The organism is Patulibacter minatonensis DSM 18081, from assembly GCF_000519325.1.
In the GTDB taxonomy this organism is placed as follows: domain Bacteria; phylum Actinomycetota; class Thermoleophilia; order Solirubrobacterales; family Solirubrobacteraceae; genus Patulibacter; species Patulibacter minatonensis.
Genome location: NZ_KI912613.1, coordinates 2,455,904 through 2,480,060, shown reverse-complemented (window position 1 = coordinate 2,480,060; position 24,157 = coordinate 2,455,904). Strand labels below are relative to the sequence as shown.

The following is a 24,157-nucleotide window of genomic DNA, read 5'->3' as shown; positions in this document are numbered from 1 at the left end:
CGTGCACCCCACCGATCTGCAGACCACGTGGTTCGTCCTCCTCGGCGCCGTGTGGACCCTCTACCTCGTCCTCGGCGGCGCCGACCTCGGCGTCGGCATGGTCCTGCGCCGCGTCGACCGCCGGACCGCCCTGCGCTCGATCGGCCCGACGTGGGCCGCCAACGACGTCTGGCTCGTGATCGCCGTCGCCGCCACCCTCGGCGCGGTGCCGGGCTGGTACGCCTCGTGGACGTCCGGGCTCTACGTCCCGCTGACCGTGCTCCTGGGGGCGCTGATGCTCCGCCACGCCGCGATCGAGCTCGTCGACCACGCCGGTCCGGTCGCGGCGCGGCGCTGGACAGCGGTCCTCGTCGGCTCGAGCGTCGTCCTCGCGTTCGGCTGGGGCGTCGTCTGGGCCGCCGCGCTGGACGGCTCGCTCGCCCGGGGCGGCGACGGCGGCCTGGGCGTGCTCTCGCCGACGACCGCGCTCGCGGGCCTCGCGTCGGTCGCGCTCTGCCGCGTCCAGGGGATCGCGTTCCTGCGGCTGCGCGTGCCGTCGTTCCGGCCGGCGCTCGGCCTGGTGCGCAGCGCGGTGGCGGCCGCGACGCTGACGACCGCCGCGACGATCGTCCTGGCGCTGGACGCGGCGGACGACGTCTCGGCCGGGGCCCTGGGCCTCACCGCGCTGGCGGTCGCCGGCTGCGCGCTGGTCGCGCTCGTCGCCGAGGCGGTCCGCGGACGGGACGGCCGGTCGCTCGCCGCCGCCGCCGTGGCGACGACCGCGACGGTGGTGGCCCTGTTCGCGACCCTCTGGCCGAGCCCGGTCGCCGGCCGCGGCCCCGGCGCGGTCGCGCTCGCCGACGCCGCGTCGGGCCCGACGACCCTGACCGCGATGCTCGTCGTCGCGCTCGTGCTGCTCCCGCCGCTGCTCGGGGTGCTCGGGTTCGCCTACGTCCGCTTCCTGCGGTCGCCGGACGGCGCCCCGGCCGGCGGGATCGGGGCGCTCGTGGCGCGGGCCACCCGCGGGACCCTGAAGGAGCTCGGGTGAGCGGCGCGGCGCCCACCGACCGTCGTCCGACGGACATCGCGACGGCGGTCACGCCGCCGGGCCGCGCGGGCACCACGGACGGCGTTGTCGCAGCCGCGACGGTCGGCGAGCCGACGCCCCGTGACGTCCACCGCCGCCTGCTCGCCCTGTCGCCGACGGCGCGGGTCCTGATCGCCGGGACCGTCGCGTGCGGCGCCGTGGTCGCCGCCCTGGTGATCGTCCAGGCCTGGGTGATCGCCGACGTGGTCGGCGGCGCGGTGGACGGCCGGGACCCCGCGATCGGCGCCATCGTCCTCCTCGTTGTCGCCGTGCTGGTGCGCGCGCTGGCCGCCGGCGGGACAGAGCTCCTCGGCCGGCGCGCCGCCGAGGCGGCCGGGCACGCGCTGCGCGTCCTGATCGCCCGGCGGGCGCTCGGGGGCCGGAGCGCCGCGCCCGACGAGGCCCGGCGCGGCGACGTCGTCACCGCCGCGGTGCAGGGCGTCGACGCGCTGGGCGACTACTACGCACGGGCGGTCCCGGCGATCGCCCTGGCGGGCGGCGTGCCGGTCCTCGTCGTCGGCGTGATCGCGTGGCGCCAGCCGGTGGTCGGCGGGCTGCTCGCGGTCACGCTCCCGGTGCTCGTCGTCTTCATGGTCCTCGTCGGCCGGAGCAGCGCGGAGCACGCCCGGGAGCGCCAGCGCGCCCTGGCGGTCCTCGGCGCGCACTTCCTCGAGGTCGTCCGCGCGCTGCCGACCCTCCGGGCGCACGGCCGCGAGCGCGCCCAGACCGCGACCCTCGACGCCGTCGCCGAGCGGTACCGCGTCGAGTCGCTGGGCGCCCTGCGCGTCGCGTTCCTCTCCGCCCTCGTGCTGGAGCTCTTCGCCATGCTCGGGATCGCGATCGCCGCCGCCACGACCGGCGTCCTCCTGGCGACCGGCCACGCCGAGCTCTCGACCGGGCTCTTCGTCCTCCTGCTCGCCCCGGAGGTCTACGCGCCCCTGCGCGCGGCGGGCCAGCGCTTCCACGCGGCGGAGGACGGGGCCCAGGCCGCGCGGCGGGCGTTCCTGTTCCTCGACGAGGCGGGCCGCGACGAGGCACCCGGGGATCGTCGGGCCTGGCCGGAGGGCGATCCGGACGACCGACCTCGCGCGCAGCGAGGCGTCACGCCTGATCCGCCGCGTCGCAGCGCGGGCCTCGTTCCCGGCTCCCGGCCGGTCGCGGTGCCCGACCCCGTCCGCGACCCGATCGTCCTGCGCGGCGTCTCCGTCGCCGGGTCGGCGGGCCGTCGCGCACGCCTGCAGCCCCTGGACCTCGACCTCGTCCCCGGCCGGAGCGTCGCCCTCGTCGGCCCCTCGGGCGCGGGGAAGACGACGCTCCTGCGGCTCCTCGCCCGCCTGCAGGACCCGACCGCGGGCACGATCCGCTGCGGCGACGTCGACCTCCTCGCGGCCGCACCGGAGTCCTGGTGGCGGTCGCTCGTGTGGCTGCCGCAGCGCCCGGGCCTGCCGGAAGGGACCCTGGGCGAGGCACTGCGCACCGGCTCGGGCGCCGCGTGGGGCGACGGGCCCGACGCCGGCCGCACGGCCCGCGCGCTGCACCTGGCCGGCGCGCAGGACCTCGTCGCCGCCCTCCCCGGGGGCCTGCGCACCGCGGTCGGCCCGGGCGGCCGGGTGCTGTCGGCCGGCCAGACGCAGCGCCTGGCGCTGGCCGGCGTGCTCGCGTCCACCGCGCCGATGGTGCTGCTCGACGAGCCGACCGCGCACCTCGACGACGCGAGCGCCGAGCGGGCGGCGGCCGGCATCGTCGTGGCCTGCGCCGGACGGACCCTCGTCGTCGCGACCCACGACCCGGGGCTCGCGGCGCGGTGCGACGTCGTCGTCGAGGTCGGCGGGACCGGGGTCCCGGAGCTCCTCGCTCCCGGATCCGGGTTCCGCGACGGCGGGGGCGTCGGGATGCCCGTCCGCGACGACGCCACCCACCGGCCCGACCGGCTCGGGACGGCCGGCGACGGATCGCCCCCGCGCAGCACCACGACCGGGGCAGCCGTCCGATGACCACGCGGTCCGTCGCGCCCCGCGCGCTGCGCGCCCCCGGCGTCCGTCCCGTCGCCCTCGGGCTGCTGAGCGCCGTCGCCGGGGTGGCCGTGCTCGCCGTCTCCGGCTGGCTCGTCGTCCGCGCGGCCGAGCGTCCCCCGGTGCTCGCGCTGCTGACGACGATCGTCCTCGTCCGGGCCCTCGGGATGATCCGGGCCCTCGGGCGGTACGCCGAGCGCCTCGCGTCGCACGACCTCGCGCTGACGGACCTCGCCGACGAGCGCCGCCGCTGGTACGCGCGGCTCGCGGGGCGCGTGGGTGCCCCCGGAGCGCCGGGAGCCGCGGACCTCCTGACCCGCTTCACGGTCGACGTCGACGAGCTCCAGCACCGGCGCCCGCGGGTGGTCCTCCCGGTGCTCGTCGCCGTCGGGACCGGGCTGCCGGCCGTCCTGGCCGCCGCGCTGGTCCTGCCGGGAGCCGCGGCCGTCCTGGCGGCGGGACTCGTGGTGGCGGTCGTCGCCGCCCCGGCCTGGACCTGGCTCGTGGCGCGTCCCGCGCTCGGCCGCCAGGGCGCCGCCCGCTCGGCGTTCGCGGCCCGGCTCGACGGGGCGCTCCGCGACGGCCCGCAGCTCGCCGTCGCCGGCCTCGGTCCCGCGACGACCCGGCGACTGGACGACGACTCCCGCGCGCTGGGTCGCATCGACCGGCGGATCGCGTGGGCCGCCGCGCTGGGGCAGGCCGCCACGGTCGCGGTCGGCGGTGCGACGCTCGTCCTGGTGCTCGTCCTCGGCGCGCGCGCCACGGCCGCGGGAGACCTCTCCCCGGTGCTCCTCGGCGCGCTGGTGCTGCTCACGATCGGCGTCCTCGAGCTGACGGGCCCGCTGCCCGAGGCGGCGATGCGGTGGCTCGGCGTGGACCGCGCCCGGCGTCGGCTCGACGCGGGGGTCGCGGGACCGGCGACGCTGACCGAGCCCGCCGGACCCCGGCCGCTGCCGCCGACCGCCGCCCTCGTGGCCGACGGCCTCGTCCACCGCCCCGGCGGACCGGGCACCCCGGTCGTCCTGGACGGCGTGGACCTCCGCGTCGAGCCCGGCGAGCGGATCGCGATCGTCGGCCCCAGCGGCGCCGGCAAGTCGACGCTCGCCGCCCTGCTCGTGCGGCTCGCCGACCCCGACGACGGCGACGTCCGCCTCGGCGACGTCCCGCTGCGGGACGCGACGACCGCCGACGTCCGCGCCCGGATCCGCCTCGCCGGCCAGGACGCCCACCTCGTCGCCACCTCCCTCGGCGCCAACGTCCGCATCGGCGCGCCCGACGCGGACGACGCCGCCGTGGTCGCCGCGCTCCGGACCGCCGGGCTCGGGGCGTGGTTCGACGCCCTCCCCGACGGCCTGGCCACGCTGCTGGGCGAGGACGGCCTCGCGGTCTCGGGCGGCCAGCGTCAGCGGATCGGCCTGGCCCGGGCGCTCGCGTCGCCGGCCGGGATCCTCGTCCTCGACGAGCCGACGGCGATGCTCGACGCGGCCACGGCGGCCGCGGTGGTCCGCGACGTCCTGGCCGCGACGCCGGGCCGGACCGTCGTGATCACCACCCACGACAGCGCGACCCTCGACGCCTTCGACCGGGTGCTCGAGCTGCGCGCAGGGTCCCTCTCCCCGGCGTCGTGGAGGTCGTCGGAGCCCGCGCGGAGGCCCGTCCCCGCGGTGCGACCGGCCCCCACCGCCCCGCGCGCGGCCCCCGGATCCCCTTAGGGTCCCCCGAATGACCATCACCGTCGTCGGATCCATCGCCTTTGACGGCCTCGAGGCCCCGGCGGGCGTGCGCGAGCGCATCCCCGGGGGCGCGGCCTTCCACTTCGCCCAGGCGGCGTCGTTCTACAGCGACGTCCGGACGGTCGGTCCGGTCGGCGACGACTACACCGACGAGCACATGGCGCTGCTCGCCACGCGCGGGACGAACACCGACGACGTCGAGCGGGTCGCCGGCGGCAAGACCTTCTTCTGGAAGGGCAAGTACCACGACGACCTGAACTCCCGCGACACGATCACGACCGAGCTCAACGTCTTCGAGACGTTCGAGCCCAAGCTCTCGCAGGAGAGCAAGGACGCCGAGGTCCTGTTCCTCGCCAACATCGTCCCGGCGCTCCAGCGCGCCGTCCGCGCCCAGAGCTCCGCCAAGTGGGTCGCGCTGGACTCCATGGACCTCTGGATCGACATCGCCCGCGACGACCTCGTCGCCGCGATCGGCGAGGTCGACGCCCTGATCCTCAACGACGGCGAGCTGCAGCAGCTCACCGGCGCGCCGACCACCTACGCCGCCGCACAGGCGATCTTCGGCTGGGAGAAGGCCCCGTCGGCGATCATCGCCAAGCTCGGGTCCTACGGCGCCACGGTCTTCACGAACGACGGCGGCGGCTTCACCGTCCCCGTCTTCCCGCTCGACACCGTCATCGACCCGACGGGCGCGGGCGACACCTTCGCCGGCGGCGTCGTCGGCTACGTCGCCGCCCGCCTCGAGGCCGACCCGGACCTCGTCGTCGACCGCGACGTCCTCGCCGCCGCCCTGATCCACGGCACCGCGACCGCGTCGCACAACGTCGAGGCCTTCGGTGCCGAGAAGCTCTACGAGCTGCCGGGCTCCGAGGTCCAGGCCCGCGTCGACCGCCTCGTCGAGCTCACCCGCGCCCCCGACGCGAAGGTCGCCCTCCGCGCCTGAGGGACCTGGTCCGCCCCCCGCCCCGAGCGTCTCGGGGCGGGGGGCGATCGACGACGAAGGGCCCGCTCGCGCGGGCCCTTCGTCGTTCCGGGGCCGGTCGGGCCCCGCAGGTCCCCGGGGCCCGCCGCTACTTCGTGCGCGACAGCAGGCCCGACCGGACCTGGGCCGGGGTCACCGGCTGCAGGCGCGGGTAGATCTTGCTCTGCCCGTTGATCGCGAACGGCTGCTGGGCGATGCACGGCGGGTTGCCCATGCCGGACGAGTCGAGGACGCCGGTCAGGAGCCCCGCGACGTTGCCGAGGTGGTCGCACGCGAACGACGGCATCTTGCCCGTGCCCGCGAGCTCCAGCTCGCCCGGGCGCGGGTACGGGCTGTACCGGCTGGCCGGGTTGCGGGTCGTCGCGCCGGACACGGTCTCGCCGTTGATCGGGGCCGCGACGCGCAGGTAGTGCTGCTGCTTGCCCGTCGCGTCCGGTGCGGTCGCCTGGATGGCGGCGCCGGCGTTCGCGAACGTGATCGGCAGCTCGCGCTTGTACGCGTTGATGAACTGCGCGATCGGCACGAGGTCCTCGCCCACCGGCGAGACGCTGTCGGTCAGCGGGCGGAGCGCCGCGACGATCTGCCGCAGCGGCGGCATGCCCGTCTTCACGCGGTCGAGCACCGGGTCGAGATCCGTGAGCGTGTCGCGGAGCTCCGGCGCCAGGACGGAGAGCCGCTGCAGCGCAGGACGCACGAGCGGGGTCACGGGCTTCAGGTCGTCGAGCGCCGGCTTGGCCGCCCGCGACGTCGCCTCGGTCGTGACCATGAACCGGCGGGTCTCGCGGGCGAACGACGGCAGGCGGTCGAGCGTGGCCTTCAGGGCCGGGGTGATCGCCGACGTCGTCTCCAGCAGCTGCCGGCCCGACGTCGCGATCCCCTGGATCGCGCCCTCGCGGCGACCGATCGCCGCGAACGCGGTCCCGAAGTCGCGCGTGCCGGACTGCACCTCGGCCGACTGGCGGTTCAGGATCGAGAACAGCGAGTCCGCGCCCTCCGCCAGCGGCGCGACCTGGCCGACCGCGGCGTTGAGGTCCTTGCCGGCCCCGTCCGTGCCCTTCGCCAGCGACGTCAGGACGGTCTTGAGGTCCGCCCGGGTCGGCTTGTCGAACGCATCCAGGATCTGGTCGAGCTCGACCGTCGGCTGGATGTTCCTGGCCGGGATCGTGCCCCCGTCCGCGATGAAGGTCTTCTTGACCGTCTGGTCCTTGCGCGAGCCGAACGACAGGTCGACGAAGGTCTCGCCGACGAGCGTCTTCGTCCGCAGCGTCGCCCGCGTGTCCTGCGGCAGCGGTGCGAACTTCGGGTCGATCTTCATCGTCACCCGGGCCTTGCCGCCGGCCCGGACGATCTTCGTCACCTTGCCGACGGTGACGCCGCTGACGCGGACGTCGGCGTAGCCGGCGAGCTGCGTGCCCTGCGCGAACGCGGTCTTCACCTCGTACGGCTTGGCCTTCAGCGGCACGGGGCCGCCGAAGCTCGTCCAGAGGAACAGGAGCAGTCCGAAGCACGACAGCGCGAACGCGATCATGATCCCGATCTGCGCGGGATGGGGCCGATTCTTGTTCACTTGCAGACCCCCAGGCCGGTCAGGAGATCGCCCACGGCCGGGATCGGCGCGGTGGCGGCGGTCAGGGAGCCGCAGGAGAAGAGCAGCTGCCCGCGCCACGACGCGCCGTTGGCGTCCTGGCTCGAGAACAGCGAGTTCGTGTTGTGCGCGAACCAGCCGAGGTAGTACGAGTACCCCTTCTGTCCGCCGGGCGGGTCGTAGCCGAGCACGTTGACGAGGTGCTGGAGGACCTTGGCCGTCGTGTCGCTGTCGGCCAGCTGCGGCTGCAGCGCCTGCACCGTGCGGCGGACCTCGCGGATCGGCTTGCGGCCCTGGACGGCGAGCTTCCGCACCGGTGCCAGGTCGCCCGGCAGCTCGCGGAGCAGCGGCTTGGCGTCGGGCAGCGCCGCGGTCACGTCCTTGATCGCCGGGCGCAGGGCCTTCGACGTCGGGACGATCTCGTCCGCCAGCTCACCGGTCTTCGTGACCGCCTGGTCGGCGAGCGACAGCGTCGGAGGCAGCCCGCGCAGCGACGCGCGCAGCTGGGCGTCGGCGTTGCCGAGCGTCGTCAGCGTCGCGGAGGCGCGGTCGAGCGTGTCCCCGACGGCCTGGTCGCGGGTGCCGATCGACTTCGACAGGGACGCGAGACGGGAGACGACGTCCGACAGCGCCTTGCGCCGCTCGGTCAGGACCTTGAGCACCTGGTGCGTCTGTCGGGCCGTGGGCGCCGCGGTCCGCAGGATCTGCTGGAAGCGCTTCGCGTTGCCCTTGAAGCCCGTCGAGCTCGCCTGGAGCAGCTGCTGGAAGTAGCCGCGGGTGTCGCTGTCGAGCGAGGCGACGGCCTCGTCCAGCTGGACCTGCGACGTCGACTGGACCTGGGGCAGCGTGCCGCCGTCCTTCACCTTCGGACGGTCCGGCGAGCCCGGGTCGAGCTCGATCGTCATGTCCTGCAGTCCGGTCCGCGGGCGCAGGGTCACGTGCGCGTTCTCGTGGACCGCGTCGAGCTTGTTCTTGTCGATCTTCATCGTCACGCGGGCCTGCCCGTCGACGAGGTCGGCCTTGGAGATCTGGCCGACCGTGACACCGGCGACCGCGACGGCCTGGCCCTGCCCCGGCGTGACCGCCTGGGCGGAGGCGAAGTCGGCCTTCACCTGGTAGCTGTCCTTGAACGGCGTGAACCGCTGCTGGGTGAGGATGTACCCGGCCACGACGACCGAGAGGATCATCGCGCCGATGATCACGCCGACCGCCCACCAGTACTGGCGGAGGGCCATCTTGATGGTCTTCATCGTCCGGCCTCCTTCGTCGCCGGGGCGGGCGTGGTCGTCGACGCCGACCTCGTGGTCGGGGTGGTCGGCGCCTTCTCGGTCGTCGTCGACGTCGCCGGGTCCGCGGCGGTGCCGGCCTTGCCGGGACCGAGCAGGTCCTCCAGGCGCTGCTGGAGGTCGCGCAGGTCGGAACGCCCGTCGACGCCCTTGATCGTCTTCAGGCCCTCGTCGAGGATCCGGGTGACCTCGGCCTTGTCGACCTTCGTCTTCGACTGCGTGCCGACGAACGGCTTCATCTTCGCGTCGAGCGTCGGGACGCCCTGCGTCTCGCACGGCACGTCCGGCCGCAGCGGCGGCAGGCCGACCGGGGCGGGCGTGGAGCCCGCGACGGTCCGCTCGGTGGTGCCGGCGACGGTGCCGCCGGCGTCCGTGGTCGAGATCGCCTGGTTGCCGAGGCCCGCGTTGTAGCGGACCCACGGTCCGTTGGCGTCGAAGCTCGTGGTCGAGGCGCCGAGGCCGGTGAACGTGTCGCCGAGCTCCTCGTAGACCTTGAGGTTCGTCGTCAGGTTGCCGTCCGGGACGACGCTGTTGAGGATCGGCAGCAGGTTCTGGTTCAGGCACTTGGCGACGGGCCGGAGGTCGTCGGCCAGGGTGCCGAGCGGCGCGGCGGACCGGCTGACGGTCCGCAGTGCGGGGCGGAGCTCTTTCGTCAGGCCCTGGACGTCCCCGGACTTCGCGAGGGCCAGGAGGGACCGGAGCGCCGGGTTCGCGTCGTCGAGGAACGACGGCAGACGGCGGGCCAGCGGCCGGGCGTCGGCGACGAGCGCGCGGGCCTGCGGGATCGAGCGGTCGATCCGCAGGAGCTGCGGGTAGAGGTCGCGCGTCGTCGTGTCGAGGCCGCGCACCGTCCCTCGCAGCGACTGCTGCTCGGCGGCGAACGCCGCGAACGTCCGGGCGCCGCCCGTGATCGTGCCCTTCAGCCCGTTCTCGTGGGCCTGGAGGTTGGCGAGCACGCCGCCGGCCTCCCGGACGAGCTCCTGGAGGTCCCCGTCCTTGTTGCCGCGCAGCGACTTCATCACGATCGCGATGTCCGCCAGGGACGCCGGGGTCGCCTTGAGGAAGGTGTTCAGCGCCTTGGCGCCCCCGCCCTGGAGGCCTTCGCCGAACGCCTTCAGCGTCTGCTGGAAGTTCTCGCGGGTCTGGGAGTCGAACGCGCTGAAGACCTCGTCGGCCGCGACGTGCAGCGTCACGGCACCCGGCGGGATCGGGTTCTTGCCCAGGCGCGGGGCGCCCGGGCTGCCCGGGTTGATGTCGAGGAAGAAGTTGCCCTCGAGGAACAGGCGCGGACGGATCTTCACCGTCGCGTCGCGCCGGAAGACCGGGGCCTTGTCGTTCAGGGCGACCGTGATCGTCGAGTAGCCCGGCTTGCCGTCGGCGGGCTTCAGGCCGGAGACGGTGCCGACGTCGACGCCCGCGACGCGGACCTTCGTGGCCGCGCCGACGCGGAGCACGCCGGCGTCCTTCGTCAGGACGGTGAGCTTCTTCGGGCCGGTGCCCGGGAGCCCGCCGCCGAAGACGAGGAAGACCATGATCGCCGCGACCAGGAGCGTCGCGGCGCCCCAGAGGACGTTGCGCCGGACGATCTGCTCCGGCGTGTAGTGGCGGACCGAGCGCTGGTTGCGGCCGCGGCGCCTGCGGATGGACGGGCTCATCGGGGACCCTTCGGCGTGCCGGCGGGCGCAGACGTGGCCTGGTTCCCGGCGGAGGTCTGGCCGGGGACGCGGCCGATGGTCTGGACGCCCGGACGGTACGTCTCGTTGCCCACGGCGCAGCCGCCGGGATCGTTGTCGGGGTACACCTGATAGTGGAGGTTCGGGTCGGCGGTGGTCGTCCGCAGCGTCTGGTTCGTGTTCAGCACGAGACCGATGCGCAGCCAGTTGCCGTTCTCGTCGCCGGAGCCACCGGCGCTCGTGGCGTTCCGGGCGAAGAGGCCGACGTAGTTGCACTTCACCTGCTGCGGCACGAAGGACTGCAGCGCCGGCAGGAGGTTCTGGAGCGTCGGGGTCAGCAACGTCATCGAGTCGGCGAAGCTCGGCCGCTGGAGCGTGCCGTTCACCGTGCGGAGCGTCGACTGCAGCTGCGTGCCGAGGACCGGCGCGCGCTTGAGCACCGGGATGCCCTTGACCGCGACCTGGTGCAGCGCGTCCACGGTCTCCGGCAGCTGCCGGACGCCGGGGCGCAGCTCCTTCGCGAGCTCGGCGGCGTCGCGCAGCACCGGGGCGGCGACGCGGGAGGCGCTCTGCGTGGCGGCCTCGACGCTCGGGGTCAGCTGGATGGTCTCTCCGACCTTGTCGCCTTCCTCGCCGAGGGCCTTGAGCGTCGGGACCGCGGCGACGAACAGTCGACCGAGGTCGGGCGCCGTCGGCTGCAGCGCCGCCATCGCGGAGTCCAGCCCCCGGACGAACCGACCGAGCTGCGTCTGCGTCGCGGACAGCGTGCGCAGGAACGTCGAGCCGCTCGACAGCGTCGCGGGCAGGGCGTCGAGGCCCTCGTTCAGGGAGGCGCCGCGGCCGGCGAAGCCGTTGGCTGCCTCCTTGATCACCGTGCGGTACGAGCGGCGGAGGTTCGCGTCGAACAGGCCGGTGACCTCGTCGAGGTCGACGGAGGCGCTGGTCGCGGCCTCCTTGATCGTGCCCCCGGCCTTGATCGTCTGCTTGCTCGTGCCCGGGTAGAGCTCGACGAACTTCGCGCCGATGATGCTCTTCGGGCGGACGCGGAGCTTCGTGTCGACGGGCAGGTCCGCGATCGTCTTGTCGAGCTTCAGCTTGAGCTCGGAGTAGTACCGGTAGCGGTTCCCCTCCTTCGCGCGCTTGGGCGTGATCTCGGAGACCTGGCCGACGCGCTTGCCACCGATGCGGACGTCGACGCTCGTCGTGAGCTTCTTCGCGTCCGCGACCTGGGCGTTGATGTCGTACGTCGTGATGAAGGGCAGGCCCTTGTTCGCGTTGTACGAGAGGACGACGGCGACCAGGGCGATCAGCGCGGTGGCCGCGCCGATCAGGACGGGGCTGCCGGCGAGGGAGGTGCGGCGGCGGTTCATCGTCCGGCCTCCTTCGCGGTCGGCGGGAGCAGGGTCTTCGAATCTCGCTGCTCGTCGGTCTGGAGGGCCGCGCGGTCGCGCTGGCGCCCGAGGAAGGCCTCCATCTGCTTGGCCTTCAGCGCGTTGTTGCCGGAGGCCTCCGCGTCGAAGCGCGACGAGCACCCGGCCATCGGCGTCTCCGCGGGCATGATGCACGGCGTCAGCAGCACGTTGGCCGGCACGATGTGGGAGATGTCGTCCTTGCGGGCCGTGGCCAGGGAGACGTTGAAGATGAACTGCGCGAGGTTCTCGATCGCACCGTTGTCGCTGAGGCTCGTGTTCAGCTGCGTCGCCAGCGGGGTCACGGGCCTCAGGGCGTCCACCGTGGTGCGCAGGAGCTTCACCTTCGGCAGCGAGCGGCGGAGGATCGGGGCTCCGGTCCGGGACGCGCTCGCCAGACGCCGCAGCGCGGGGCGGGCGGCGTCGGACAGCGGGCCGAGGTCGCCGGACAGCGTCGACAGCGCCGGCGCGCTCTGCCGCAGCGCGGCGAGGGTCGGGCGGGCGTCGTCGGAGAGGTCGCGGAGCGACTGCAGCGCGGGGCGCACGGCGTCGAGCGTCGGCGGCAGCTGCCGGATCGCGCGGTCGAGCTCGCGGCGGTAGTCCGACGTCGGCTTGAGCGTCGCCGCCGCACCCTCGAACGTGCCGTTGATCGCGTCCTTGCGCTTGTCGAGCTCGGTCAGGACGGCGTCGCTGGCGGTGACGATGCGGCCGAGCGCGGCCTTGTCGCGCTCGAGGATCGTCAGCGTCTTGCGGGTGTACTGGAGGAACGGGTTCGAGCGACGGATGATCGCGTCGAGGTCCTTGCCGCGGGTCGCGAAGCCGGCGCCGAACTCGTTCAGCAGCAGCTGCGTGCGGACGTTCGTGGGCTGGCCGAGCATGGCGACGACGAGGTCGAGGTCGACCGGGCTCTGCGTGTTCTGCAGCGGGATCGTCGTCGCGCCGCCGTCGGGACCGGCCTTGAGCGCCGGGGACGAGGGCTGACCGGGATCGCACTCGACGAACTTCTCGCCGATCAGCGACTGCGGGAGGATCGTGCAGGAGGCGTCGGTGCGGAACGGCAGGAAGGCGGAGTCGACGTCCATCGAGATCCGGGCCTTGCGGTCCTTCGTCAGCGCGACCTTCGTGACCTTGCCGACCGTCGCGCCGGCGACGCGGACGTCCTGGCCGGCGCCGACGAACGACGCGTTGTCGAAGATCGCGTCGAGCTTCGTGCTGCCGATGGCGCCCTGCTGCCCGGCCTGGCCCCCGCCGCCGCAACCGGCGAGCACGGGCACCAGGACGACCGCGGTCGCCCCGGCGAGGAGGTGTCGGCGGACCGGCATCATCGCTTCGACCTCGTCACGGTGTTCTTGCCGCCGGGCGGGATCTGCGTCAGGTCGCACTTCCCGGCGTGGCCCGCGGGGTTCGGGTTGGACCCGTCGGGACCCGTCTGGGCGCCGGCGCCCGGGCAGCGGTTCTGCTGCTTGATCTGCGGCGCGCCGATCCCCGTGCCGAGCAGCGGCGAGAGCACGTCCGTCAGGCCACCGAGCAGCGGCTGGGCGATCTGCCCGAGCGACGCACCGTTCAGGACCGGAGCGATGCGCGAGTAGTGGCCGTAGGCGTCGTAGTAGCCGCCCGCCTTGCCGCCGAAGCCCGTGAGGAAGCCGGAGGCGAGGTCCGGCGCGTACGAGCGGACCTCGGTGGTGATCGGCTTCAGCGTCGTCAGCGCCTGGCTCAGCTCGTTCGTCATCGGCACGACCTGCTTGGCGAGCTTCGGCGTGCGCTTCAGCGTGTCGGCGACCGACGGGAGCGTCGCGCGGACGTTGCGCAGGAGCGGGATCCCCTCGGCGGTCAGCGGGCTCGCGAGCCGGAGCGTCGTCGCCAGGCGCGGTGCCACCGGGCGGACCTCGCGGAGCAGCGGGCGGGCCTCGCGGAGCAGGACGCGGGTGTCGGCCAGCGTCTTCTGCCCGCGGTCGAGGAAGGCCGGGGCCCGCTCGATCAGGGCGCGGAGCGCTGCGCGCTCGTCGGCGGTGGCCTTCAGCGTCACCGCGGTGGACTGCAGCCCGGCCTCGAGGTCGCCCGCGTTCTGCGCGAGCGTCGAGGAGACCGCCGCCGAGCCGCTGACGATCCGGCGCAGCGCGGGCTCGTCGGAGGTCAGGGCGTCGATCGTGCGACGCGTCTGGGACAGCGCCGGGGAGAGGCGCTCGAGCAGCGCGTTGGTCTGCTTCTCCGCGCCGCTGAACGCGGTGGCGCCGCCGCGGACCAGGGTCTGCAGGTACTGGCGGCCCTTGGCGTCGACCGCGTTGAGGACCTGGTCGATGTCCGTCGCGGACCGGGTGTCCTCGGCCTCGATGTCGCCGCCGTCCGGGATCTTCGGCGCGTTGTCCGGCCCCGGCTCCAGCACCATGATGCGGTTGGCGATCGACGAGAGCGAGGAGTTGCGCAGGATGACCCGCGTGCCCTCGTGGAGCGGCTTGTACTCGCTCTTCGTGATCTTCAGCTTGAGGATCGCCTGGCCGTCGTCGGCGAGCTCCACGTCGGCGACGGTGCCGACGGTCGCGCCGGCGATGCGGACCTGGTTGCCGTTGACCACCTGGCCCGCGTCCTGGAACCGCGCGTTCACGGTGTAGCTGTCCCCGCCGCCGACCACCTTGATCAGGACGACGAGGACGACCACCACCACGAGGGCGAGGGCGACGATGCGAATGGGTGGTCTGGTCACGGGGATCGTACGGCGTCCGGTGGGGAGTGATCTCCCTCACGGAGGGCCGGGCGGGAGGAATATACGGACCGCTCACGAGGAAACGCAACCAGGGTCCGACCGCCGGCACGTGATTTGCGACCGCCAGTAGCCCGACCGATACCGGTCCGAGACCCAACCGAGACCGGATGTTCCGGCACGGCGGCCGCGCCGCGGCCGGGCGAGGGGCTACCCTCACCGCCATGCCCGTGCTGTCCGACGCGACGATTCGCCAGTTGGTGACGGACGATCGTCTCCGCATCACCCCCTGGGACGAGGCCGCCGTGCAGCCTGCGTCGGTCGACCTGAGACTGGGACGTTCGTTCCGGGTCTTCCATAACCATCGCGTAACGTCGATCGACCTCGCCGACCCGCCGGAGAACCTCACGGAGCAGGTCGTCTGCGAGGGCGACGAGCCCTTCGTCATCCATCCGGGCGAGTTCTGCCTCGGGCGCACGGAGGAGTGGGTGGAGCTCCCGGACGACATCGTCGCCCGCATCGAGGGCAAGAGCTCCCTCGGCCGGCTCGGCCTGATCGTGCACGCCACGGCCGGCTTCTGCGACCCGGGCTGGAAGGGCACGCTGACGCTCGAGCTGGCGAACCTCACGCGCGTCCCGATCCTCCTGCGCCCGGGCCTCCCGATCGCCCAGCTCTCCTTCATGACGCTCGACCGGCCCGCCGAGCGCCCGTACGGCCACCCGGACCTCGGCAGCCACTACCACGGCCAGGTCGAGGCGACCGAGTCGCGCTACGAGGGCGGGCCCGCGCGGCCCGCGGGGACCGCCGGGGCCTGAGCGGAAGCGGTGACGGGGCGCCCTGGAGCGCCCTGGACGTTCCCGCCCGCGCGTACCGGTCGACGGGCACCCACAGGGAGCCCGGTGGCCGGATGGGCGACCGGGGCCGGTCGCCGCGCCGGCCGCGGACCCCGCGCCGGGGCCTACTTCAGGTCCTTCTTCAGGACCTTGCCCGTGGGGTTGCGCGGCAGCTCGTCGAGGAAGACGACCTCGCGCGGCACCTTGTAGCGCGCGAGGTTGTCCTTCGCGTACGCCTTGACGTCGTCCTCGGAGAGCTCCTGGCCCTCCTTCAGCACGACGAAGGCCTTCAGGCGCTGCCCGAACTCCTCGTCGTCGACGCCGAGGACGGCGGCCTCCGAGACCTTCTGGTGCCCGGCGAGGAGCTCCTCGAGCTCGGCGGGGAAGACGTTCTCGCCGCCGGAGACGATCATGTCGTCGTCGCGGCCGTCGATCGTCAGCAGGTCGTGCTCGTCGAAGTGCCCGACGTCGCCCGAGGACATCAGGCCGTCGATGAGGTCCTTCGTGCCGCCCCCGGTGTAGCCCTCGAACGGCATCGCGGTGCCGACGAAGATCCGGCCGGTCTCGCCCTTCGGGACGTCCTTGCCGTCCTGGTCGAGGATCCGGACGCGCGACCCGGTGACGACGGAGCCGACGGAGTCCGGGGCCCTGCGGAGGTCCTGCGGCGTGGCGATCGTGGCGATCGCGACCTCGGTCGAGCCGTAGAGGTTGTAGAGGACGTCGCCGATCGTGTCCTGCGCCCGATTGGCGAGCGACCCGCCGAGCTGCGAGCCGCCGGCGAAGACGATCCGCAGCGTCGAGAGGTCGGGCTTGACCTCGCGGGCGTCGTACTTGTCGAGGATCCGCCGGAGCATCACCGGGACGACCACGAGCGCGCTGGCGCGGTGCTCGACGATGTCGTCGAGCGTCTGCTCGGGATCGAACTTGTGGTGCAGGACGAGCGTGCTGCCCAGGCCGATCGCGATCAGCGCCTGCAGCAGGCCGATCGCGTGGAACATCGGGGTCGGGAGGACCGTCGTCTCGCCGCCGCGGAACGGGAGGCGGGAGAGCGGGCCGCCGAACGGGGCCAGCGACTTCGGCTGCTGCCGGGCCGCGCCCTTCGGCGTGCCGGTCGTGCCGCTGGTGAGGATGATCAGCGACGCCTGGCGGTCCGGGGCCGCCGGCGCGGCGCTCCCGCCCGTGAGCGCCAGGTGCTGGAGCGTGTCGTCGGCGTCGTCGCCCGCGGTCGTCGTCCACGCGCGGTAGCGGCCCGACGGGGCGTCGACGTCCTTGACGACGTCGGCGAAGTCCTCGTCGTACACGAGGACCTGCACGCCCTCGCGCTCCGACACGGCCGCGAGCTGCGGCCCGGAGAACGAGGTGTTCATGAAGATCGCCTTGGTGCCGAGCTTCACGCACGCGAACAGCGCCTCGAGGAAGCCGGCGTGGTTCTTCACCATGATCCCGACGCCGTCACCCGCGCGGACGCCGGCGGCCGACCACGCGTTGGCGATCGCGTTGGACCGGGCCTCGAAGGTGCCGTACGTCGTGCTGCCGCGGTCGTCGACGATCGCGACCTGGTCGGGGTTCGCGGCCACGGACAGCGCGAGCACCGCGCCGAGCGGCCCGCGGGTGCGGTAGGCCTTGATCCCGGCCCGGGCGCTCTTCGGGCTGGAGAGCCGGATGAGCCCCGCGCGGACCAGGGCCGCGACGAAGATCCCCTCCTCGGTCGCCCTCCTGCCGATCTCGGTGGGGACGGCGAGGGCGGACCCGGCGGCGCGCGGCGACATGGGCCGGAGCGTAGCCGGACCGCGCGGCCCGTGGGCGGCGGGAGGACGATTCGTGACGCAGGCGTCACCTCTGCGGGAGGCCCGGCCGGGCCTCCGCGGTCAGTCGCGCGGGCGCCCGAGGCCTGGCCGCACGTGGTCCTCGGAGACCGTCGCCCCGTCCGGCACCCGTCCGCCCCGGAGCGCCCGAAGCCGGGTGCCCGCGGCGCGACGGAGCGGCGTCGCCGCCGCGACGGCGCGCGCACCGATCCGGCGCTCGAGGTCGCGCAGCACCCGCTCGGGACCCGACGCGGGGAACCGCGCGTCGACCGCTGCGCGCAGCTCGTCGTGCAGCGTCTCCCCGATCAGGAGCCGCTCGGTCGCCTCGACCCGCCCCTCCCAGAAGAGCCCCTGCAGCTGGTCGTGGAGCCCGAGCTCGACGGCCATCGACGGCGTCACGCGGATCGTCGGGTCCGCGTGCACGCCGTGCTGCTTGTGCACGAACTCGACCCGGGCGGGCCCCTCCCGCCCGACCTCCGCCGCCCCGAGCGCGTTCCCCGGGCGCCCGGCCGCGGACGTCGTCCGGCAGAACCAGTGGTGGTGGCGGTTGCCGACGTACGCCCCCTCCCCCGGGAGCCGCCAGGTCAGTTCGTTGAGGATCGACGGGACCTCCAGGTAGCCGGCCTTCGCGACGCGGCTCATCTCCTGGCAGACCCAGATCGGGTCGCGGACGTCCTCGAGGGTCGTCACGCAGAGGACGAGGTCGAACGTGTCGTCCGCGAACGGCCACGGCTCGCGCGCGCAGAAGTCGGTCCGCGTCCAGGTGTCGGCCCCGAAGCGCTCCTGCGCGCCCCCGTAGGAGAAGCCCATCGCCCCGCGGCTCTCGAAGGGCATCGCGTCGATCACGTGGGTCGCGCGGTTGAAGGGCGCCGCCCAGCCGCCGACGTCGAGGACGAGCGCGTCGTCCGGCAGCGCCAGGATCCGGTCGGTCGCCTCGGGGAGCACCGGCGGACCGTACCGGCACGCCGCCGGCCACGCGCGCGAGCGGCGACGCGCCACGTCGCGATGTCTGCGGGTCGCACCGTCCGGGTACCCGCCGCGCAGCCGTCGCGCGTCCCCGTCCCCCCACCACGAATCGCCCGGCCGGTCGCTTGTATACCGGGACGCGACCTTTGGGCCCGGGGTGCATAGACTGCGAACTGCAAGCGGACAGAGATCACGGAGAGCCCGTATGAGCGAGACCCAGGAGACCGGCGCCGACGCGGCGGTCGGCACCGCCCAGGAGACGCTGAGCGTCGTCGACAACCGGACCGGCAAGGCCTACGAGGTGCCGATCACGGACGGGACCGTCCGCGCGATGGACTTCCGCGCGATGAAGGTCGACGAGGAGGACTTCGGCCTCATGACCTACGACCCGGCGTTCACCAACACCGCCGCGTGTCGTTCCGCCATCACGTACATCGACGGCGACAAGGGCATCCTCGAGTACCGCGGCTACCCGATCGAGCAGCTCGCCGAGCAGGCGACGTTCCTCGAGGTCGCGTACCTCCTGATCTACGGCGAGCTCCCGAACACCGAGCAGCTGAAGGAGTGGACGCACGCGATCACGATCCACACCTTCGTGCACGAGAACGTCAAGTCGCTCGTCGAGGGCTTCCGCTACGACGCCCATCCGATGGGCATGCTCCTCTCCTCGGTCGGCGCGCTGTCGACGTTCTACCCCGAGGCGAAGAACATCCACGACGAGCAGACGCAGTACGAGCAGATCGTGCGCCTGATCGCCAAGGTCCCGACGCTCGCCGCCTTCGCGTACCGCCACGCGAAGGGCATGCCGTACGTCTACCCGGACAACGACCTGAACTACGCCGAGAACTTCCTCGGCATGCTGTTCAAGGTCGCCGAGCTGAAGTACGAGGCCGACCCGCGCATCGCCAAGGCGCTCGACGTCCTCCTCATCCTGCACGCCGACCACGAGCAGAACTGCTCCACGTCGTCCGTCCGCGCGGTCGGCTCCTCGCAGGTCGACCCGTACTCCGCCGTCTCCGCCGGCATCGCCGCGCTCTACGGCCCGCTCCACGGCGGCGCCAACCAGAGCGTGCTCGAGATGCTCGCCCGCATCGAGAGCGTCGACAACGTCCCGGGCTTCATCGACCGGGTCAAGAACGGCGACGAGAAGCTCATGGGCTTCGGTCACCGCGTCTACAAGAACTTCGACCCGCGTGCGAAGATCCTGAAGAAGGCCGTCGAGGACGTCTTCGAGGCCACGGGCACCGAGAACCCGCTCCTCGAGGTCGCCAAGGAGCTCGAGCGGATCGCGCTGGAGGACGACTACTTCGTCAAGCGCAAGCTCTACCCGAACGTCGACTTCTACTCGGGCCTGATCTACGAGGCCCTCGGCCTTCCGGTCGAGATGTTCACCGTCATGTTCGCCATCGGCCGCACCCCGGGCTGGGTCGCCCAGTGGCTGGAGATGGTGGGCGACAAGGAGCAGAAGATCGCCCGCCCGCGGCAGATCTACACCGGCGACCGCACGCGGGACTACGTCCCGATCGACCAGCGGTAGGCCGATCGGAGCGGCCACCGCGACCGTTCCACCGACCCGCACGACGGGCGCCGCGAGGCGCCCGTCGTCGTTCCGGGGGTCCGCGACGTGACGATGCTGTGATCGTTCCTGAGTGATCACGGTCCTGTGTGACCCATTTCGAGCGTTCGTGTGACACCTCCCAACGAGCGCGGGCCTCGCGGGGCGCACCATGGAACGTATGTTCGTTCCCCTCCACGACGGTTCAAGGGTGCTCGTCCGGCCCATCGCCGTCGAGGACGCGCCGCTCCTGCGGCGCTTCCACGGTTCGCTGTCGCCGCAGAGCGTCCGCGACCGCTTCCTGAGCGCCAAGCCGCGCCTGAGCACCAACGACGTCCGGTACCTCACCGACGTCGACCAGCGCACCCACGTGGCGCTCGTCGCCGTCGATCCCGCGCGGCCGGAGCGCCTCCTCGGCGTCGCCCGCTGGGTCCGCACGCAGGGCTCCGGGACCACCGCCGAGGCCGCCTTCGTCGTCGCCGACCACCTGCACGGCGCCGGCCTCGGCAGCGCCCTGGCGATCGCGCTGGCCGACCGCGCGGTCGAGGAGGGCGTGACGTCCCTGAACGGCTCGATGCTCGCCGGCAACGAGGCCTCCGAGGGCCTCTTCCGCCGGATGGGCGGCGAGGTCGAGGTCTCCCGCGACGGCATCACCAACGAGGTCGTCACCACGCTGCCGCCCCGCTCCGGGCGCCTGGCGCTGCTCGCGCACAACCGACGCATGCGTCCCGGCCGACGGACGCCGGTCCGGTCCCCGGGCGGGCGGCGGCGCGCCGCGGCGTAGGGCCGTCCTCAGGCCGGGAGCAGCAGCCGCAGGTCGGTCCCGTTGGCCCGGAGCCACGCCGCGGGCTCGCGCCAGTCGGGCACGTGGCGCTCGAGGAGCGCCCAGAACGTCGGGCCGTGGTGCGCGTGGACGACGTGGCACGCCTCGTGCCAGACGACGTAGTCCAGGCACGCCTCGGGGGCCAGGAGCAGGCGCCACGAGAGGCTGATCGTGCCCGTCGAGGAGCAGCTGCCCCACCGCGAGCGCGTGTCGGTGATCCGCAGGCGCTCGTAGCCGACGCCGAGGGTCGCGGTCGCGGCGTCGAGCCGCCCGCGGCACTCGTCGCGTGCACGGGTCCGGTACCAGGCGGCCAGCGCGGGGCCGCGGGTCTCGCCGTCGGCGGGGACCAGGAGCCGGTCGCCGACGCGGTGGACGCGGCGACGGCCGGCCTGGGGCTCCAGGTCCAGCACGGTGCCGAGGTACGGCAGCCCGGCGGCGGCCTCGGTCGCGGCGGCGGCCCGGCGGTGCTCGAGCTGGGCGAGCCGCGGCGCGATCCACCCGTGGAGCTCGCGGATCCCGGCCTCCGCATCGGCGATCGTGGCCCGCGCCGGGATCGTGACGACGAGCCCCCGGTCGGGATCGACCCGCACGGTGATCCGCCGGGCGCGCCGCGACCGGCGCAGGACGTACTCCGGGAGCGTCGCGGGCGCGGCCGGCACGACGGGCGCGACGACGCCGGGCCCACCGTCCGCGGCCCCGGATCCACCATCGCCCAGCGACGTCCGCGCCCCCGGTCCCGTGTCGAACCCGGGCAGCCGGATCTGCTCCCCGGGCCCCGCCCCGGACGGGCCCCCGCTCAGCTCTGGCCCTTCGGGGCGTCCGGGTCGGGGACCGGCTGGGCCGCCGGCTGACCGGACTGGGCGCGCGACGCCGTGGCGTCGGACGGCTTGTCGGCGACCTTGTCGACGGCGTCCTTGAGCTTGTCGGCGGAGCCCGTGAGCTTGTCGCCGTACTTGCCCTTCGTCGCCTTGTCGGCGGCCTTGACGCCCTTGTCGATCGCCTGGTCGATCTTGTCGTTGTGCTGGCCGGCGAGCGACTTCGCCCTGCCGGCGAGCTTGCTGATGTTCTTGAAGTTCACCATGTCGGTGCTCCGGGGGATCGGGGTGGAGCGGATCCGGGGCGCGTCACGCCCCGCGAGGCCCTGCTCCGGTCCCCACGAACGCTACCGCGCCACCCTCACGGCTCCCTGAGCCCGTGACGGATCTCCGGTATCCCCGGTCCGTCGCCTACGCCAGCGAGGGCTGGCCCGCCGAGGTCGGGGACTCCGGCGTGCGCTCCCACGGACGGTGCAGGCGCAGGGTCGCGAGGATCGCGCGGGTGGCGGGGCTCCGGTTCATGGTGATGAAGTGGATGCCCGGCGCGCCCTGGGCCAGCAGCTCCGCGGCCTGGAGCGTCGCGTAGGAGATGCCGAGGCTGATGACGGCCTCCGGATCGTCCTCGCGCGCGTCGAGCTCGCGGCGGTAGCCCTCGGGGATCCTCGCCCCGATCTTCGTCAGGAACCCGCGCGACTGGCCGATCGACGTGATCGGCATCAGCCCCGGGATCACCGGCACGTCGACGCCCTCGTCGCGCAGGCGCCGCACGAACGAGAAGTAGTCGGAGTTGTCGTAGAAGATCTGGGTGATCAGGAACTTCGCGCCCGCGGCGACCTTGGCCTTCGCGGTCTGGACGTCGTCGTCCTCGTGCCGGGCGTCCGGGTGCGGCTCGGGGTAGGCCGCGCCGCCGATCGCGAACGGGAACTCCTCGGCGATCAGCTGCGTCAGCTCGGGCGAGGACGCGAACCCGCCGGGGGTCGGCGCGAACTTCTCCTCGCCGCCGGGCGGGTCGCCGCGCAGCGCCAGGACGTTGTCGACGCCGGCGTCCCGCATCTGCTGCAGGACGGTGCGGATCTCGTCCTTCGTCGCCCCGACGCACGTCAGGTGCGCCATCGCCTCGAGCCCGTGGTCGAAGCGCAGGTTGCGGACGACCTTGATCGTCCGGTCGCGGGAGCTGCCGCCCGCGCCGTACGTCACCGACACGAACGACGGTGAGAGCTCGCGGAGCGTCTCCAGGGCGTCGTGCAGCAGGGCCTCGGCCTCGTCCGTCTTCGGCGGGAAGAACTCGAACGAGAACGTCGGATCCGGCGACGTCTCGATGATCTCGTCGATGCGCATCCGGGACATCGTATGGCGGATCGCGCCGCCCGGGCGGTGATCCCGGGCACGCCCGGTCCGTCCCGCCGCCGGTCAGGTCGCCCGGAAGCGGTCCGGGTCGTCGGAGACCCGGACGATCCGCCCGGTGACCTCGAGGTGCCGCAGGAAGCACTGGACCTCGCCGAGCAGCCAGCTGCCGTTCTCCGCGCTCAGCGCGACCCCGAAGACCTCGGGGGAGATCTCGGCCGGGGTCCGGGGCTCCGGCCCCGCCAGCGCGGCCTCCGTGCGCCGCAGCCGCTCCGCCACGAGGTCCCGGTTGGCCCGGATGTGGCCCTCGACGTCGGTGAACGTCCGCCCGTGGCCCGACAGGCACAGCCGGGCGTCGAGCGCCTCGATGCGGTCCAGCGACGCGAGGAACTCGCCGATCGGGTCGGGCGTGTAGCCGAAGTCGAAGAACAGCGAGACCCGGCCGAGCAGGTGGTCGCCGGAGACCAGCATCCGGCGCTCGGCGTTGAACAGGCAGACGTGCGACGGCGCGTGCCCCGGCGTCTCGATCGCGCGGAAGACCCCGAGGTCCGTCCCGATCTCGACGTCGTCGACGAGGTCGTGGTCGACCTGGAGGCCGCCGGCGATGCCGATGTCCTCCCGGCGGACGAGCTCCGAGGCGGCGCGCACGTCGGGCTCCGGGACGCCGGACTGCAGCGCGATCTCCACCCGGCGCTCCCAGTAGCCGTCGGGGTTCGCGAGCCACTTCGTCAGGTGGTCGTGGCTCGGGTGGCACCAGACCTCGGCGCCCGACCGCAGGACGATCGGCGTCGTCTGCCCGCAGTGGTCGACGTGGGCGTGCGTGAGGACGACGCTGCGGACGAGCTCGAGCCGCAGGTGGACCATGTCGAGCGCGCGCTCCAGGTGCGCGAGCGAGCCCGGCTGGTGCATCCCGGTGTCGAAGAGGACGATCCCGTCGCCGGCGGCGACCGCCCACGCGTTGCCGTGCGGCACGCCGGGCCACGGCAGCGGCAGCCGCAGCCGCCAGACGCCGGGGACGACGCGCTCGCCGCGACCGAGCTCCTTGGCCGCCCGCCCGGAGCTCATCGGGTCGTGCGGGAGGCGCGGGGACACGGCATGGACCACTGCACGTTACCCGTAGACTCGGCAGCGGACCGTGGCGAAGAAGCGCAAGAAGACCACCAACCGTCCGCGCATCAGCGACCGCAAGGCGCCGCAGCTGCCGACGGTGCCGTACACCAGCCCCGACGGCCGGATGACGCTCGACCTCGGGTGCGCGATGACCCCGAAGACGCGGCTGGTGTACGCCGAGACGATCGGCGGCGAGATCGGCCAGGCGGCGATGACGCGCGAGGACGTCTGGCACCGCGCCGTGGAGTTCCTCTTCGAGCGGCTGGTCATGGGCTGGAGCGTCGACGACGTCCCGACGACGGGGCAGAAGGCGCTGATCCAGCGCTTCCGCGTCGCGTCCGCCGAGGAGCGCACGTGGATCCGGACGGTGCTCCGCGAGCACCTGACGGAGTGGTTCCCGGAGATGCAGGCGCCGTGACGGCCCGCGCGGCCGGCACCACGGCGGCCCTGCCCCGCACGGAT

General features: G+C 73.7%; 20 protein-coding genes. 8 read left to right on the top strand and 12 right to left on the bottom strand.

Features of this window, described 5'->3' with window-relative positions; genetic code table 11:
• Position 1 precedes the first annotated feature (1 nt).
• Genes PATMI_RS0111365 through PATMI_RS0111350 form a run of 4 tightly spaced genes read left to right on the top strand, consistent with a single transcriptional unit; the run spans position 2 to position 5,754 of the window.
• The gene (locus tag PATMI_RS0111365) at positions 2-1,027 is read left to right on the top strand and encodes a cytochrome d ubiquinol oxidase subunit II (protein ID WP_026910980.1); all 1,026 of its coding nucleotides are present in this window, start codon (positions 2-4) and stop codon (positions 1,025-1,027) included.
• Positions 1,024-3,060: a thiol reductant ABC exporter subunit CydD gene (gene cydD / locus PATMI_RS29340; protein WP_051471397.1), complete on the top strand. Its 2,037-nt coding sequence runs from the start codon at positions 1,024-1,026 to the stop codon at positions 3,058-3,060. Before PATMI_RS0111365 ends, cydD begins: the two co-directional genes overlap by 4 nt.
• Positions 3,057-4,790, top strand: a complete 1,734-nt coding sequence (cydC, locus tag PATMI_RS29335) for a thiol reductant ABC exporter subunit CydC (RefSeq protein ID WP_051471396.1) — start codon at positions 3,057-3,059, stop codon at positions 4,788-4,790. The genes cydD and cydC overlap by 4 nt, the downstream gene beginning before the upstream one ends.
• A gap of 10 nt (positions 4,791-4,800) precedes the next feature.
• The gene (locus PATMI_RS0111350) at positions 4,801-5,754 is read left to right on the top strand and encodes a PfkB family carbohydrate kinase (RefSeq protein ID WP_026910979.1); all 954 of its coding nucleotides are present in this window, start codon (positions 4,801-4,803) and stop codon (positions 5,752-5,754) included.
• Between the two features lie 127 nt (positions 5,755-5,881).
• Here the strand turns inward: PATMI_RS0111350 and PATMI_RS0111345 are convergent, their stop codons facing one another.
• From PATMI_RS0111345 to PATMI_RS0111320, 6 genes are read right to left on the bottom strand one after another with little or no spacing between them, the layout of a single operon-like run.
• Positions 5,882-7,360: an MCE family protein gene (locus PATMI_RS0111345; protein WP_026910978.1), complete on the bottom strand. Its 1,479-nt coding sequence runs from the start codon at positions 7,358-7,360 to the stop codon at positions 5,882-5,884.
• Positions 7,357-8,628: an MlaD family protein gene (locus PATMI_RS0111340; RefSeq protein ID WP_026910977.1), complete on the bottom strand. Its 1,272-nt coding sequence runs from the start codon at positions 8,626-8,628 to the stop codon at positions 7,357-7,359. Before PATMI_RS0111340 ends, PATMI_RS0111345 begins: the two co-directional genes overlap by 4 nt.
• A complete protein-coding gene (locus PATMI_RS0111335) occupies positions 8,625-10,319 on the bottom strand; it encodes an MlaD family protein (protein WP_026910976.1) in 1,695 nt (564 codons plus the stop codon). Before PATMI_RS0111335 ends, PATMI_RS0111340 begins: the two co-directional genes overlap by 4 nt.
• Positions 10,316-11,707, bottom strand: a complete 1,392-nt coding sequence (locus PATMI_RS0111330; RefSeq protein WP_026910975.1) for an MlaD family protein — start codon at positions 11,705-11,707, stop codon at positions 10,316-10,318. Before PATMI_RS0111330 ends, PATMI_RS0111335 begins: the two co-directional genes overlap by 4 nt.
• Positions 11,704-13,071 carry an MlaD family protein gene (locus PATMI_RS0111325; RefSeq protein ID WP_026910974.1) on the bottom strand — a complete coding sequence of 456 codons (1,368 nt, stop codon included), beginning with the start codon at positions 13,069-13,071 and terminating at the stop codon, positions 11,704-11,706. Before PATMI_RS0111325 ends, PATMI_RS0111330 begins: the two co-directional genes overlap by 4 nt.
• Positions 13,068-14,447, bottom strand: a complete 1,380-nt coding sequence (locus tag PATMI_RS0111320) for an MlaD family protein (protein ID WP_245604153.1) — start codon at positions 14,445-14,447, stop codon at positions 13,068-13,070. Before PATMI_RS0111320 ends, PATMI_RS0111325 begins: the two co-directional genes overlap by 4 nt.
• A 221-nt stretch (positions 14,448-14,668) precedes the next feature.
• Here PATMI_RS0111320 and dcd point away from each other — a divergent pair, with 221 nt between their 5' ends.
• The gene (gene dcd / locus PATMI_RS0111315; RefSeq protein ID WP_036725711.1) at positions 14,669-15,259 is read left to right on the top strand and encodes a dCTP deaminase; all 591 of its coding nucleotides are present in this window, start codon (positions 14,669-14,671) and stop codon (positions 15,257-15,259) included.
• 143 nt (positions 15,260-15,402) lie between these two features.
• On the opposite strand, the gene PATMI_RS0111310 is transcribed toward dcd, so the two are convergent.
• A complete protein-coding gene (locus PATMI_RS0111310) occupies positions 15,403-17,046 on the bottom strand; it encodes an acyl-CoA synthetase (RefSeq protein ID WP_026910971.1) in 1,644 nt (547 codons plus the stop codon).
• 99 nt (positions 17,047-17,145) lie between these two features.
• A complete protein-coding gene (locus PATMI_RS0111305) occupies positions 17,146-18,027 on the bottom strand; it encodes a class I SAM-dependent methyltransferase (RefSeq protein WP_026910970.1) in 882 nt (293 codons plus the stop codon).
• A gap of 226 nt (positions 18,028-18,253) precedes the next feature.
• Between PATMI_RS0111305 and PATMI_RS0111300 the strand changes: the two genes are divergently transcribed.
• Together PATMI_RS0111300 and PATMI_RS0111295 are read left to right on the top strand one after the other, a co-directional pair.
• Complete coding sequence (locus tag PATMI_RS0111300; RefSeq protein WP_084269874.1) at positions 18,254-19,585, top strand: citrate synthase; 1,332 nt, start codon at positions 18,254-18,256, stop codon at positions 19,583-19,585.
• Between the two features lie 199 nt (positions 19,586-19,784).
• The gene (locus PATMI_RS0111295) at positions 19,785-20,387 is read left to right on the top strand and encodes a GNAT family N-acetyltransferase (RefSeq protein ID WP_169738357.1); all 603 of its coding nucleotides are present in this window, start codon (positions 19,785-19,787) and stop codon (positions 20,385-20,387) included.
• A gap of 8 nt (positions 20,388-20,395) precedes the next feature.
• On the opposite strand, the gene PATMI_RS29330 is transcribed toward PATMI_RS0111295, so the two are convergent.
• From PATMI_RS29330 to PATMI_RS0111275, 4 genes are all read right to left on the bottom strand, one after another.
• Positions 20,396-21,085 (bottom strand): M48 family metallopeptidase, encoded by a 690-nt coding sequence (locus PATMI_RS29330; protein ID WP_036725710.1) that lies wholly within the window; start codon positions 21,083-21,085, stop codon positions 20,396-20,398.
• Between the two features lie 137 nt (positions 21,086-21,222).
• The gene (locus tag PATMI_RS29325) at positions 21,223-21,507 is read right to left on the bottom strand and encodes an antitoxin (protein WP_084269871.1); all 285 of its coding nucleotides are present in this window, start codon (positions 21,505-21,507) and stop codon (positions 21,223-21,225) included.
• A gap of 145 nt (positions 21,508-21,652) precedes the next feature.
• A complete protein-coding gene (gene metF, locus PATMI_RS29320; RefSeq protein ID WP_036725709.1) occupies positions 21,653-22,579 on the bottom strand; it encodes a methylenetetrahydrofolate reductase [NAD(P)H] in 927 nt (308 codons plus the stop codon).
• 72 nt (positions 22,580-22,651) lie between these two features.
• The gene (locus tag PATMI_RS0111275; RefSeq protein WP_026910967.1) at positions 22,652-23,650 is read right to left on the bottom strand and encodes an MBL fold metallo-hydrolase; all 999 of its coding nucleotides are present in this window, start codon (positions 23,648-23,650) and stop codon (positions 22,652-22,654) included.
• A gap of 70 nt (positions 23,651-23,720) precedes the next feature.
• Here PATMI_RS0111275 and PATMI_RS0111270 point away from each other — a divergent pair, with 70 nt between their 5' ends.
• The gene (locus PATMI_RS0111270; protein WP_026910966.1) at positions 23,721-24,113 is read left to right on the top strand and encodes a hypothetical protein; all 393 of its coding nucleotides are present in this window, start codon (positions 23,721-23,723) and stop codon (positions 24,111-24,113) included.
• Positions 24,114-24,157 lie beyond the last annotated feature (44 nt).